Raw genomic sequence first — 15004 nt, 5'->3', positions numbered from 1 at the left:
CTATGACTATGATAACCGAGGAAAGAGCCTTTAATATTTTGCAACTGGAGGATACCGCTACCGCGGAGGAAATTGTGGCCCGTTATGAAGTACTGAAAGATCAATACAGGAGAATAAAAGACGAAACAGAAGACTTGAGAACACGGTTGGCCTATCAGTTAAAACAAATAGAATTGGACGACGTATTTATATATTTCAGAAGAAGACAAAGAATATAGAAAGAGAGCACAAACTAAGCTTTTTGTAATATTCATTCGTTGTGTTTTTAAGCTCAGTGGCTCATCCATTGTTTTTTCTTCTTTCTTTATACTGCAACATAAATCTATCTGTGTATGTGATGGGAAAAGTATGCCTGCCCTCCCCATTGACTTTATTTTTATTATATTTAGGTGTTTAAACCCTACCTAAACAATCGCTCTATGAATGTTATCTGGATTATTCTGTTGGTATTGGCTGCTGTAGTCATACTTTCCAGCTTTGTTACCGTTCAACAGGGAAACATCGCCATCACCACTATTTTCGGGAAGTACAACCGGGTGCTTTTTCCCGGATTGAACTTTAAGATACCCATCATTGAAAAAGTCTTCAAGAAAATATCGGTTCAGAACCGGTCAGTAGAACTGGAATTCCAGGCCATCACCATTGACCAGGCCAACGTTTATTTTAAAGCCATGCTCCTGTATGCAGTATGGAACCAGGAAGAAGAAACGCTTAAAAACGTGGCGTTTAAATTCATGGATGAAAGAAGTTTCATGCAGGCGCTGGTGCGTACGATTGAAGGCTCTATCCGTGGATTTGTAGCGACTAAAAGACAGGCGGAAGTACTGGGATTACGTAAGGATATTACTGAACACGTAAAAGAACAGATCGATAAAACCCTGGAAGAATGGGGTTTTCACCTGTTAGACCTGCAAATGAATGATATCACTTTTGATGAGGTGATCATGAAATCGATGGCCCAGGTGGTAGCCTCTAACAACCTGAAAGCCGCGGCAGAAAATGAAGGGCAGGCATTGCTGATTACGAAGACAAAGGCCGCCGAAGCAGATGGTAACGCTATCAAGATTGCTGCCGAAGCAGAACGCCAGGCCGCCCAGCTGCGTGGTATGGGTGTGGCCCTGTTCCGGGAAGAGGTGGCAAAAGGTATGACTATGGCCGCCAAAGAGATGCAGCAGGCCAACCTGGATACTTCTGTTATTTTATTCTCCATGTGGACAGAAGCCATTAAGCATTTTGCAGAAAATTCAAAAGGCAACGTTATCTTCCTGGATGGCTCTACCGAAGGGATGGACCATACCATGAAACAGATGATGGGGCTGAATAAAATAACAGAGGCGGCAAAAAAATAATTTATCTCCTTTGTTCAAAGAAAGTTTTCATCAACTGTAAACTTTCTTCGCGGCACGGACCGGCTTCCAGTTTTGTTTTAGGATGAAACGGGGACCGGTCGCCGGTAGCCCGGCGGTAGCTGTTCTTATCATCTGCTGCTGCATATACAATCCTGCCAATCTTACTCCAGTAAAGTGCGCCCGCACACATCAGGCAAGGTTCTACTGTTACATATAGCGTAGCATCCATTAAATATTTACTTCCCAGTGTATTGAATGCCGCAGTCAGGGCTATCATTTCGGCATGAGCAGTGCAATCATTCAGCCGCTCTACATGGTTATATCCACGCCCAATAATGCGGTTGTTCATCACTACCACTGCTCCAATGGGAACTTCTCCGTCTTCAAAGGCCTTCCGGGCTTCCTGCAGGGCCTGCCGCATAAAATGTTCATCGGTCATATCACTTGCTCATTAGCTGTCAATAACAACACCTGCTATTGCCAGCAGGCGTTGCAGGTATGATTATTTGTTGATCAGAACGAGAAACTCGTCTTCTGTCAATATCTTAATAGTATTGATTTTTTTGGCTTTTTCCAGTTTGCTGCCAGCTTCTTCGCCTACTACCAGGTAATTGAGTTTGCTGCTTACGCCACTCACTATTTTACCGCCTTCCTGTTCTACCAGTTCCTCGGCTTCACTACGTTTCAGCTTATAAAGGGTGCCGGTAAATAAAAACGTTTGCCCGTTGAGGTTACCAGATATTACCGTCGATTTTTTGGTATTTTCCATGTTAATCCCCAGCGAAGCCAGTTTATGTAGCATGGCAATATTATCGGCATTGGCAAAAAATGAACGGATAGATCCGGCTACTTTGGGCCCTATATCTTCCAGCGCTAATATTTGTTCCTCCGTCCAATGTTGGAGATCCATAATATAGGTCACTGCATTGGCCAGTGTTTTGGCGGTGGTTTCGCCTACATAGCGTATGCCCAGCCCGAATATTAACCGGTGTAGCGGCTGACTTTTAGATTGTTCTATAGCGGATTGCAGGTTGGTGAGAGATTTTTTACCAAATCCTTCCATGGCGCCAATCTTCTCAAAGTCGAGTTCATAGATACCGGGGATATCATGCATCAGGCCGGCTGCAAAGAATTTGCGCACATTGCTTTCTCCGAAGCTCTTGATATCCATAGCGTCTTTACTCACAAAATGTATCATTCTCTCTACCACCTGTGCTTCACAGTTGATATTGGTGCAACGCCATACACTTTCTTCTGCCGGTTTTACCAGCTTATCGCCGCATACCGGGCAATGGGTAGGGAATACAATTTCCCGTTCGCTGCCGTCCCTCAGATCAGCTACTGATTTTACAATATAAGGGATTACATCGCCGGCTCTTTCTACTAGCACCGTGTCGCCCAGTTTCAGGTCTTTTTCTTTGATCACTTCTTCATTAAAAAGAGAGATAGATCCTACCGTAACACCGCCAATAGGTACCGGGTCAATTTTGGCCACGGGGGTAATGGAGCCGGTGCGGCCCACCTGGAATTCTACGCTGCGCAGCTTACTGGTGGCTTGTCTGGCCTTAAACTTATAAGCAATGGCCCAGCGGGGATGGTGGGTGGTCATACCCAGCTTATCCTGCAGATCATAGTCATTGACTTTGATCACCATACCATCAATTTCGTAGGGGAGATTATCACGCTCGGTTTCAAAGAAAAGGCAATAGTCGATCACGGCTTGTATGCCTTTTACCACTTTCTTTTCTTTGGCGGGGCTGCGGAAGCCCAATGTTGACAACAGCTCCAGCGTACCGCTGTGTGTTTGCAGTGCGGCGGGTTCCGATTGCCCCGGGTTCATAGTATGGTAGCTCATATGATATAGAAACGCTTCCAGTCCGCGTTTGGCTACTTCGTTAGGATCCACCATGCGCAGGGAACCGGAAGCAGCATTGCGCGGATTAGCCAGTGGTGGCAGGTTTTCAGCAATGCGTTTATCATTGAAGGCTTTAAAGGTATTTTTGTTGATCAGCACTTCTCCGCGGATCTCAATCTGGTGAATCCCATATTTTGAGAAGCTGGCCGATAGTGGGATAGAGCGGATTTGTTTTATGTTGGTAGTGATATCCTCGCCGGCTACGCCGTCGCCACGGGTGGCGCCGCGGGAGAGGTGGTCGTCTTCATATATCAGGGAGATGCTGGCGCCGTCGAACTTGGGTTCTATACAATATTCAATTTCGGCCAGGCCTGCGCTTTCCCGTGCTTTACGATCCCAGTCGAGCAGGTCGTCTGCATTGTAGGAGTTTTCCAGGCTGAGCATGGGGACCAGGTGGGGCACCGTCACAAATTCCTTGGTAAGTCCCTGGGCTACCCGTTGGGTAGGAGAGTCGGCGCTGATCAGATGTGGATGCTCCTGTTCCAGCTTTTTCAACCAGGCAAATAGCTGGTCGTACTCGTAGTCGCTCATAACAGGTTCGCTTTGCACATAATAACGCCAGTCGTTGTAAGCGATCACGCGGCGTAAAGCTTCCAGGGTATTGTCAACGGAATCCAGCAGCCGTTGTTGCTGCAAGTGGCTTAGCAGGTCTTTGGCCAGCTGCGCCAGGGTTATTTCTATCTCCTTTGTGTACATAATGTATGATACTGAAACGTAAATTTAAACTTATCTTTCAGGATAGGGATAGCTGTTCAAAAAATTCGACCATTTTGTTTTAAATGTGCTTTTTTTTTCTTTCATTTGATTATAATTCCGCACGTTATTTAAAATAACCAATAGCTGTAATTCCACGTTCATTATGATGTCTATGTACACCAAGAACATCAACACGCACCTTGTTGAAATTAAGGATTATTTCAAGGTAGCCATTTCGGTAGATTGTGTCATTTTCGGTTTTAATGATGATGAGCTGAAAGTATTACTGATAGAATCTGACCTCAAAGAATTCAAAGGTAAATGGTCATTGCTGGGAGATATCGTCCGGCCCGATGAGGAGCTCGATGAAGCAGCCTACCGGGTGCTGAAAGAACGTACAGGACTGGATGATGTGTACATGGAACAGGTACAGACCTTTGGCGCCATTCACCGCCATCCGGCCGGCCGGGTCATTACCGTGGCCTATTACTCCCTGGTCAATATTGAACATGTAGAACTGAAGCTGCATAACAATGAACTGCACTGGCATAGCGTAAAAGACCTGCATGAAATGGCGTTCGACCATAAACAGATCCTGGATACCTGTCATGAGCGGCTCAAACAGCAGGTACTCGTACAACCTATTGGCTTCAATTTGTTACCCCGCAAGTTTTCCCTCCGCGAACTGCAAAACCTCTACGAGGCTATCCTGGATATGGAACTCGACCGCCGTAATTTCCGGAAGAAGTTTCTGTCGATGGATTTACTGATGGATCTGAACGAAGAAGAGGAAGATGTACCTCATCGTCCTGCCAAACTATATAAGTTTAATTTCGACAAGTATGACCAGCGCAAGAAGCGCTACCTGGGCATTGGCTTCTGACCTGTTTCTGGTACTTTTTTCGCCTGGGGTTGTTAAATATTTTTCATTTCCGTTGAAATTTATAGTGCTGAAGTCCTTTTCCAGAAAGGGTTTAAAAAGGTATGTACCTGCGTAAAAATTGCACTGTTAATTTTCTATCGACGGTGAAAAAAAAGTTTGTTTTTAACAAAATTTTAAGTAAGATTGTGTAAGATGTACACATCCTATAAAACGACTTTATATCAGTATATCACCAGGATCTAAGACGAGTTCGCTCTAAATTTTTTTGTTGTTTTTGCCGTATGTAGAAAAATTCCATTTAATAAGTTTGAAGACTACAAAATCATTTGATCAATAGTTTGATTTTATAGTTCCACGTTATGAAACATAAGACTGCTAAGCATTACTGCCTTGTGTCTTAACTTTACACTTTCCCTTGTACAGGCTTTGTACAGGGGAAAGTTGTTTTAGGGAAATACTAACTCATTTTGGTATCAGTTAAAAATTTTGCAACAAGATGAGGCAGGTGTTCAATCAATTCTAATTCTGATAAAACCCGCGCCATGCCGGCAGTTCAGCCGGTTTTTCCGTAACTTGCAAGTCTCACGCAAGTAACATGCAAAGCGACAAAGGAGCAGAGACACCAAGCGCTTATGCTGCTTTGCTCCTCCGCTGCTTTGCGTGACAAAAACCGGTTATTGATATGTCTTATACACCACAAAATAAGGTGCGCATTGTAACGGCGGCCGCTTTATTCGACGGCCATGATGCCGCCATTAACATCATGCGGCGCATTATGCAGGCAAAGGGCGCCGAAGTCATACATCTGGGACACAATCGCTCCGCTGCGGAAATCGTTGACTGTGCCATACAGGAAGATGCCCAGGGCATAGCCGTGACTTCCTACCAGGGTGGTCATGTGGAGTTTTTCAAGTATATGTATGACCTGCTCCAGCAAAAAGGCTGCGGACATATAAAGATATTCGGTGGTGGAGGTGGCACTATTCTCCCCGTGGAAATAGAAGAGCTGCATGCCTATGGCATTGCACGCCTCTACTCGCCCGATGACGGCCGGCAAATGGGCCTGGAAGGCATGATCGAAGACCTGATCCGCCAATGTGATATAGCCATTAAACCTTTGCCTGCCGGCAGCAACGTAGAAGACATCCCACAGCTCCGGAAAGATAAAAACCCGAAAATTATTGCCCGTGCTATCAGCCTGGCAGAAAACGATATCCCGGTAGCACTGCTCAGCGGACAAAAAGCCCGTACTGTGGTAACCGTAGATGAAGCAGCCGGCGCGCGCATCACTTCTACCGCAGGAGAACCCGAAAAATCGCCGGTACTGGGGATCACCGGCACCGGAGGTGCAGGTAAAAGTAGCGTGACCGATGAACTGGTACGCCGCTTCCTGAATCATACTACCGATAAAACCGTTGCGGTTATTTCAGTGGATCCTTCTAAAAAGAAGACAGGTGGCGCCCTGCTGGGCGATCGTATCCGGATGAATTCTATCCATCACCCGCGCGCCTATATGCGCTCCCTCGCCACCCGCGAAAGTGATAAAGCCATCAGCGAACATATACAGGAAGCGATCGACGTCTGTAAGCTGGCCGCCTACGACTTTATCATCCTCGAAACATCGGGTATAGGCCAGAGCGATACCGCTATCACCGACTACTGCGATGTATCGCTGTATGTAATGACACCGGAATATGGCGCCGCTTCCCAGCTGGAGAAAATCAACATGCTCGACTATGCTGATGTGATCGCCATCAATAAATTTGATAAAGCCGGCGCACTCGATGCCCTGCACGATGTACGCAAGCAATATAAACGCAACCATAACCTCTGGAACGCGAAAGAAGAAGAACTGCCGGTAGTAGGTTCTATTGCCTCCCAGTTCAACGATGCCGGCATCAACCTGCTCTATGAAAAAGTAATGGAGAAGGTAACGGAAAAAGCTGGTATCAGCTTCGGTCCTATGCCACATGAAAGCATTAAATCTACCTCCACCAAATCGCAGATCATACCGCCAGCCCGCGTGCGCTACCTCGCCGAAATTGCAGAGGCTATTGGCGATTATAGCAACTGGGTAAATGAGCAATGCAAATTGGCTACCCAATTGTACCAGGTAGCCGGCGTGGCTGCCCTGCAACCGTCGCAGGCCGCTGCCCTGGCTGATATTAAGGCGCACCTGGAAAAGGCCCTGCACCCGGAATGTAAAAAACTGGTAGAAGAGTGGCCCGCCCTGGTGAAAAAATATACCGCCGATTTTTATGAATTCCAGGTAAGGGATAAAGTGATCAAACTTCCACTGTATTCCGAAAGCCTGAGCCATAGCAGGATTCCGAAAGTAAGCCTGCCCAAATACAACGACTGGGGCGATATTCTTCGCTGGCAGCTCACAGAAAACCTGCCGGGAGAATTCCCTTATGCCGCCGGTGTATTCCCGCTGAAAAGGGAAGGAGAAGATCCTACCCGTATGTTTGCCGGGGAAGGCGGCCCGGAAAGAACGAATAAACGTTTCCACTACGTATCGCTCGACCAGCCGGCAAAACGACTGTCTACCGCTTTCGACAGCGTTACGCTGTACGGAGAAGATCCTGCGGTAAGACCCGATATTTACGGTAAAGTGGGTAACTCCGGCGTAAGCATTGCCACGGTGGATGATGCTAAAAAATTATACAGTGGTTTTGATCTCTGTGATCCCAAAACTTCGGTATCGATGACCATCAATGGCCCTGCGCCCATCCTGCTGGCGTTTTTCATGAATGCCGCCATTGACCAGCAATGCGAGAAATATATCAAGGAACAGGGACTAACCGAAAAAGTGAAATCCCTGATAGCCCAAAAGTTCAAAGATCACCCGCTGCCACATTACAACGGCGATCTGCCTGCCGGCAATGATGGCCTGGGCCTGGAGCTGTTGGGTATTTCGGGAGAAGAAGTACTGGACCGGGAAGTATATGAGAAAATTAAGGCCCATGCCCTCAGTACGGTACGTGGTACTGTACAGGCAGATATCCTGAAAGAAGACCAGGCACAGAATACCTGCATCTTCTCTACCGAATTTGCTTTGAAGCTGATGGGCGACGTGCAGGAATATTTCATCACCCAGAAAGTACGCAACTTCTACTCTGTAAGTATTTCAGGGTACCATATTGCAGAAGCAGGCGCCAATCCTATTACCCAGCTTGCATTTACGCTGGCCAATGGATTTACCTATGTAGAATACTACCTGAGCAGGGGCATGAATATCGATGACTTTGCGCCCAACCTGTCATTCTTCTTCAGCAACGGCATGGACCCTGAATATGCGGTGATAGGCCGCGTGGCCCGCCGTATCTGGGCTAAAGCCATTAAGTATAAATACAAAGGCAACGACCGTTCCCAGAAACTGAAATATCATATCCAGACTTCCGGTCGGAGTTTACACGCACAGGAAATCGATTTTAACGATATCCGTACTACGTTACAGGCATTGTACGCTATTTATGATAACTGTAATTCGCTACATACCAACGCGTACGACGAAGCCATTACTACTCCTACAGAGGAAAGCGTGAGAAGGGCGATGGCTATTCAGCTGATTATCAACCGGGAACTGGGTACTGCTAAAAATGAAAACCCCGTGCAAGGTTCCTTCTTCATTGAAGAACTGACCGACCTGGTGGAAGAAGCTGTGCTGGCAGAGTTTAACCGTATTACCGAACGTGGCGGCGTTTTAGGCGCCATGGAAAGAATGTATCAACGGAATAAAATACAGGAAGAAAGCCTGTACTATGAGTCGTTGAAACATACTGGCGAGTTCCCGATAGTAGGGGTAAATACCTTCCTGAATAAAAATGGTTCACCCACCATCATCCCGGCAGAAGTAATCCGCTCCACCACGGAAGAAAAAGAATTCCAGATCCACACCCTGGAAGCCTTCCAACGCAGGCATGAACACAAGAGTGAAGCAGCACTGAAGCACCTGCAGCAGGTAGCGGTGAACAATGGGAACCTCTTCGCAGAATTAATGGAAACAGTGAAGCACTGTTCCCTTGGTCAGATTACCCATGCCCTGTATGAAGTGGGAGGGCAGTATAGAAGGAACATGTAATAAAGAGCTGAAAGCGCAAAGCAAAAAGCTATTGTGGAGAATGATTAAAGCGATTTTAAGTATCCGCTAAGATCATTCTCCACAATAGCTTTTTGCTTTGTGCTTTCAGCTTTTTGATCTATATTATCTTAGTATTACCTTTTAGCAAGATAGGACGACGACCCGGCTGTTCATTTTATTTTTACCGCTTCACTTATTGAAATCGCTATGAAAAAATTATGTTGGGGCGCGCTGTTACTGGCCGCCTTACAGGTAAACGGGCAATCAATTGACACTGTGGCAAAGCGTGTATTGCTGCCTAATGGCTGGTCTTTAACCCCGGTGGGGCACTCGTTGCCATTGGGCGATCTTCCCTTAAATATGGTGGTATCTCCTTCCGGGAAATATGTAGCCGTTACCAATAATGGACAAAGCAAGCAAACCATCCAGCTGCTCGACGCGAAAAAGGAACTGCAACTGGATGAAGTAACCATTCCTAAAGCCTGGTTAGGACTGGCCTTCAGTAAAGATGAACAAAAGCTGTATGCATCCGGCGCCAACGATAATGTGATCTGGCAATATTCCATCAATAATAATCATTTGCAGGTAACAGACAGTATCCGGTTAGGTTTGAGCTGGCCAAAGGAAAAAATATGCCCTACCGGAATGGTGGCCGATTACTCACGTACCCGGCTATACGTGGTTACAAAGGAAGATAATAGTTTGTATATTATTGACCTGCAAACGAATAGGGTAGATGCCCGTATTCCCTTGCCCGCAGAAGCTTATACAGTGGTGTTATCTAAAGACAAAAGCAGTTTGTATATTTCCCTGTGGGGTAAAGATGAAGTGGCCGTATTTGATTTGAAAGCCCGGAAATTACAGGGCTCTATTGATGTAGGTAGCCATCCTAATGAAATGATATTGTCTGACAATGGGAAATATTTATATGTGGCCAATGCTAATGATAATGCAGTATCGGTGATCCGCACGGCAGATCAGAAGGTGATAGAAACGCTGCAAACAGCACTTTATCCGGATGCGCCTACCGGCTCTACTACAAATGGCCTGGCTTTATCTGCCAACAATCAACAACTCTACATTGCTAATGCCGACAACAACTGCCTGGCTGTTTTTGATGTATCCAATCCTGGTAAAAGCCGTTCCAAAGGCTTTATTCCCGTAGGTTGGTATCCTACCTGCGTACGGATGATAGGACGCAAGTTATGGGTAGCCAACGGTAAAGGATTTACATCGATGGCCAATCCTGATGGCCCCAATCCTGTCAGCAAAAAGGATGAGAGTGGCTCCCACCAGGGGAATACCCGGAAAGATAGGCCTGTACAGTATATTGGCGGGCTGTTTAAAGGTACCCTGTCTGTTTTCAATACACCTGGTGATGCCCTGCTGGCCCGCTGGTCGCGGTTGGTGTATGAAAATACTCCCTACAACAAAGAAAAAGAGCGTACTGCTGCGGGAGAAGCTGGCAACCCTATTCCCAGGGAAGCAGGACAAAGTTCTCCTATCAAATATGTTTTCTACATTATTAAAGAAAACCGTACCTACGACCAGGTGCTGGGCGATATAGCAACAGGAAATGGCGATAGCAGTCTTTGTATTTTCCCCGACCGGATTACCCCTAACCAGCATAGCCTGGTAAAGAATTTTGTGTTGCTGGATAATTTTTATGTAGATGCAGAAGTAAGCGCCGATGGCCATAACTGGAGCACAGCCGCCTATGCTACAGATTATGTCGAAAAAACCTGGCCCACCAGCTATGGTGGCCGTGGTGGTACATATGACTACGAAGGTAGTCGGAAAATAGCCTATCCTAAAAAGGGATTTATCTGGGACTACTGTCACCGTGCGGGTATCAGCTACCGGACTTACGGAGAATTTGCAGGGAAGGGTAAGGCATCGTTAAAATCATTGGAAAATAACTTCTGCACTAATTATCCTTCTTTCGATCTGGGTATCCAGGATGTGGCCCGTCAACAAATATGGCAGCATGATTTTGATTCCCTGCTGGCTATCGATGCGTTGCCTCGTTTTAACAGTATCCGCCTGGGCAATGACCATACCAGCGGTATGAGGAAGGGAGCTTATTCTCCTTATGCTGCCGTGGCAGACAATGACCTGGCGGTAGGGCAGTTGGTGGATTACATCTCCCATAGTAAGATATGGAAGGAGAGCGCCATTTTTATCCTGGAAGATGATGCCCAAAATGGTCCTGATCATATCGATGCGCATCGCTCCACGGCGTATGTTATTAGTCCCTATATAAAAAGAAAGTCGGTAAATCATAACATGTACTCCACTTCTGGTATGTTGCGTACCATGGAGCTGATCCTGGGCTTGCCGCCCATGAGCCAGTACGACGCGGCGGCCACCCCTATGTGGGAACTGTTTACCGCCACTCCGGATCTGGCGCCGTATACTGCATTGCCTGCCCAGGTAGATATTCATGAAAGAAATATGGCCTGGAATGAAAGCGCCCGCCGCTCCGCTAATTTTGACCTGGCGCATGAAGACCGGGTACCGGACCTGGAATTGAACGAAGTGGTGTGGAAGGCCGTCCATGGCGAACATGCGGTGATGCCAGCGCCCCGGAGAAGTGCTTTTGTGAAGTTACCCGCTGCTGAAGAAGAGGAGGATTGATAAATCGATTAAGCAAATCCGGGAAACTTTTCTATTTTAGGGCTTCCTAAATTCAAAAAACGTTATGGTTGCAAGGAGAGATTTTCTTAAAAACAGTGCACTTGTAGCAGGCGCTGTTGGGCTGGGACTGCCCAAAACAGTATTTGGATGGGCAGGGTATACTTCCCAGCGCCCACCACTGGCAAAGCGGAAATTCACCAGTGAAGCCGTGGAAAAGACCATCGTGAAGGTGAAATCTCAGATTGCAGATACGAAATTGGGATGGTTATTTGAAAACTGCTTCCCCAATACGCTCGATACCACGGTGAGCTTTAAAATGGACAATGGTAAGCCAGATACCTTCGTTATTACAGGTGATATCAATGCCATGTGGCTGCGCGATTCTTCTGCCCAGGTTTGGCCTTACCTGCCGTTGGTGAAGGAAGACGCTAAGCTGAAAGACATGGTGGTGGGCGTAATTAACCGTCAGACTAAATGCATCCTCATTGATCCATATGCCAATGCTTTCAATGAAGGGCCTACCGGCAGCGAATGGGATAAAGACCTTACGCAGATGAAGCCAGAGCTGCATGAGCGTAAATGGGAGATCGATTCCCTCTGTTACCCGGTACGGTTGTCTTATAATTACTGGAAGATCAGTGGCGATAGCACCCCATTTGATGCTAAATACAAGCAGGCCGCCCAGCTGATCGTGAAAACCTTTAAGGAGCAACAACGTAAAGAAGGAAAGGGGCCTTACAAATTCCAGCGGGTATCGGCCGTACAGTCAGATACGGTGGCCAACGGCGGATGGGGTAACCCCATTTCCCCGGTGGGGCTGATCGTGTCTATTTTCCGCCCGTCGGACGATGCCACGGTATTTCCATTCCTGATCCCGTCCAATATGTTTGCCGTAGTATCGCTGCGTCAACTGGCTGAAATCAGTGAAAGTATCTATAAAGACAACACCTTTGCAGCAGAGTGTACGGCGCTGGCAGATGAAGTTGACCGCGCTATCAAGGCCCATGCTATCGTGGAGCACCCTAAACTGGGCATGATGTATGGCTTTGAAGTAGATGGCTTCGGCAACCGTTTGTTCCTCGACGATACCAATGTACCCAGCTTGTTGTCGATCCCTTATCTGGGATATACTGGCGTAGATGATCCGCTGTACCAGGCTTCCCGCCACTTTGTATGGAGTAATTTCCAACCCTGGTTTTACCGCGGTAAATACGGTGATGGCGTAGGTAGTCCACATACCGGCATTGACTATATCTGGCCAATGAGTATTATCATGAGAGCGCTGACCAGCCATGATAAAGAGGAAATAGCCGGCTGCCTTAAAACACTGCGTAATACGGACGGCGACACTGGTTTTATTCATGAATCTTATCAAAAGGACGATCCTACTAAATTTACCCGTCCATGGTTTGCCTGGGTAAATACTTTATTTGGTGAGCTGATATTGAAAGTGAGCCAGGAATACCCTGATTTGCTGAAAAGACAATATGCTTAAATAATCCAGGTCAATTGAAACCAGGGATTTTGTAGTTTATGTTCAATAAATTGTGAACGTAAACTTCAAAATCCCTGTTTTTTTTATTAGTAATACTATGTCAATGACCGTAGCAGTAATATATCAGCAAAGAATTGTACAATTCCAGGAGGCTATCAGGAAGGAAAAGCGATTAACATCTACCCTGGCCTGGTGCAGGCTGGCAGCCTTCCTCGTAGCGCTGGCGGGCGTGGTGTTGTTTTTCAGGAATGGCTGGGAAAGCGCCTGGCTGATGTTGTCTGCCATTGGATTAGGGGCTTTTGTTTTTTTCCTGGTACGTTATTCAAAGTCGCAACAGCGGCTGCAGTTATACAATACTTTACTGGATCTCAATGAGAAAGAAAAAAAACTGGTTACCACCGGGCAATCTGGGTTTGACAACGGTAATGAGTTTGTGAATGACCAGCATGATTTCAGCAGTGACCTGGACGTATTTGGTCCTTCTTCTATTTATCAGCATATTAACCGTACTGGAACGCTGTCGGGTAAGCAGGAGCTGGCGGTGGCGCTGCGGCAACCATTACAGGATACGGCGGCAATAACGGCTACGCAGGAAGCATTGAAGGTATTGGCGCCGGAATTGGAATTCCGGCAACTGCTCACCGCCAATGCGTTGCTGGCCAAAGAAGAAGAAAGCGATCGCCGGGAAATTTACGCCTGGCTGAATATGCCCATCCAGTTTCTTAACAACCGGGTAGTGAAAGTGGCTATCTGGGCAAGCCCGTTGCTGGTCGCAGGCGCCATTGTGGTGAATATCCTGACGGGCCATTTTTACCCGTTGCTGGTATTGATCATGATCAACTGGTTGCTGTTGGGAGCCAGTCAAAAGAAAATTATGTCGCAATATGTGTTGATGGCGCATAAAGAAAGGATACTGGATAAGTTTTCTGTTTTACTGCAACTGATCAGGAAAGGTTCCTTTGGCGCGTCGCGGTTACTGTTGCAGCAGCAGGAAACAGCCCAGGAGGCCGATGTGGCCTTACGGCAGTTATCACGCGTGAGTGGGGCCTTTGATCAGCGTTTAAACCTGCTGGTGGGCGTAGTATTGAATTCCCTGATGTTGTATGATTTTCATTGCATCCTTCGCCTGGAGCGCTGGAAATTGAAACACCGGCAGCATATCACCCAATGGTTTGATGTAGTAACCCGGCTGGAGGTATGGAATAGCCTGGCCACCTATGCTTATAACCATCCCGAATTTACCTGGCCGGCGCCTCAACCGGAAGGGCGCGTAATGGAGGCCGTTGCCCTGGGCCACCCACTGATACCAGCTTCCGACTGTGTAAAAAATGACGGGGCCATTGGGGAGAAGGATAGCTTCCTGATTATCACCGGTTCCAATATGTCGGGTAAGAGTACCTTTTTGCGCAGCGTGGGCACCAACCTGCTGCTGGCTATGTGTGGGGCGCCGGTGTGCGCTGAGCGGATGCGGTTTACCCCCATGCGATTGATGACATCTATGCGGATCAAGGATTCCATTGCCAGTCATACTTCCTATTTCCAGGCGGAGTTACTACGCCTGCAACATATTATTCTACAGCTGAAGGCCGGCGAGCGGGTATTTATCCTGCTGGACGAAATTCTGAAGGGGACCAACTCGGAAGACAAGCTGTCGGGCTCCCGCAGCCTGATAGAGCATTTTCTCCAGTATAACTGCCTGGGAATGATTGCTACGCACGACCTGGAGCTGGGCCACCTGGAAAGTAGTTACCCCGGCCAGATCCGGAACTATTGCTTCGAAAGTACCATCCAGGACGATCACCTGTATTTCGACTACCGTATCCGGGAGGGGATAGCCCGTAACAAGAATGCTACTTTCCTGATGAAGCAGATGGACATTATTTAAGCGATCTCATAAAACAAATTATTTGAATAACTAAATATTTTAGTAGTTTTACTAAAATAT

The 15004-nt window shown here is 47.0% G+C and carries 9 protein-coding genes; 7 read left to right on the top strand and 2 right to left on the bottom strand.

Annotated elements, in window-relative coordinates; all coding sequences use genetic code 11:
• Nucleotides 1-2 precede the first annotated feature (2 nt).
• Together HGH91_RS08360 and HGH91_RS08355 are read left to right on the top strand one after the other, a co-directional pair.
• Nucleotides 3-218 carry a hypothetical protein gene (locus HGH91_RS08360; protein ID WP_145661108.1) on the top strand — a complete coding sequence of 72 codons (216 nt, stop codon included), beginning with the start codon at nt 3-5 and terminating at the stop codon, nt 216-218.
• A gap of 201 nt (nt 219-419) precedes the next feature.
• Nucleotides 420-1349, top strand: a complete 930-nt coding sequence (locus tag HGH91_RS08355) for an SPFH domain-containing protein (protein WP_168738024.1) — start codon at nt 420-422, stop codon at nt 1347-1349.
• Nucleotide 1350: 1 nt separating this feature from the next.
• Here HGH91_RS08355 and HGH91_RS08350 read toward each other — a convergent pair whose 3' ends face one another.
• Both HGH91_RS08350 and ligA read right to left on the bottom strand, forming a co-directional pair.
• Nucleotides 1351-1788, bottom strand: coding sequence for a nucleoside deaminase (locus HGH91_RS08350; protein ID WP_145661101.1), 438 nt, complete (start codon nt 1786-1788; stop codon nt 1351-1353).
• A gap of 63 nt (nt 1789-1851) precedes the next feature.
• On the bottom strand, nt 1852-3960 hold the full coding sequence (gene ligA / locus HGH91_RS08345) for an NAD-dependent DNA ligase LigA (RefSeq protein ID WP_168738023.1): 2109 nt from the start codon (nt 3958-3960) through the stop codon (nt 1852-1854).
• Between the two features lie 172 nt (nt 3961-4132).
• Here ligA and HGH91_RS08340 point away from each other — a divergent pair, with 172 nt between their 5' ends.
• The 5 genes from HGH91_RS08340 (at nt 4133) to HGH91_RS08320 (ending at nt 14944) form a co-directional block, all read left to right on the top strand.
• Nucleotides 4133-4843, top strand: a complete 711-nt coding sequence (locus tag HGH91_RS08340; RefSeq protein WP_247651692.1) for an NUDIX hydrolase — start codon at nt 4133-4135, stop codon at nt 4841-4843.
• A 682-nt stretch (nt 4844-5525) separates the two neighbouring features.
• Nucleotides 5526-8927 carry a methylmalonyl-CoA mutase family protein gene (locus HGH91_RS08335; protein ID WP_168738021.1) on the top strand — a complete coding sequence of 1134 codons (3402 nt, stop codon included), beginning with the start codon at nt 5526-5528 and terminating at the stop codon, nt 8925-8927.
• A gap of 207 nt (nt 8928-9134) precedes the next feature.
• Nucleotides 9135-11564 (top strand): bifunctional YncE family protein/alkaline phosphatase family protein, encoded by a 2430-nt coding sequence (locus HGH91_RS08330; RefSeq protein ID WP_168738020.1) that lies wholly within the window; start codon nt 9135-9137, stop codon nt 11562-11564.
• Between the two features lie 64 nt (nt 11565-11628).
• Nucleotides 11629-13059 (top strand): glycoside hydrolase family 125 protein, encoded by a 1431-nt coding sequence (locus HGH91_RS08325; protein WP_168738019.1) that lies wholly within the window; start codon nt 11629-11631, stop codon nt 13057-13059.
• A gap of 103 nt (nt 13060-13162) precedes the next feature.
• Nucleotides 13163-14944 (top strand): MutS-related protein, encoded by a 1782-nt coding sequence (locus HGH91_RS08320; RefSeq protein WP_168738018.1) that lies wholly within the window; start codon nt 13163-13165, stop codon nt 14942-14944.
• Nucleotides 14945-15004: the final 60 nt, after the last annotated feature.

Origin of the sequence: Chitinophaga eiseniae (assembly GCF_012641265.1) — a bacterium.
GTDB classification, from domain to species: domain Bacteria; phylum Bacteroidota; class Bacteroidia; order Chitinophagales; family Chitinophagaceae; genus Chitinophaga; species Chitinophaga eiseniae_A.
The sequence above is the reverse complement of the archived record's forward strand: the minus strand, read 5'-3'. Positions and strand labels throughout refer to the sequence as shown.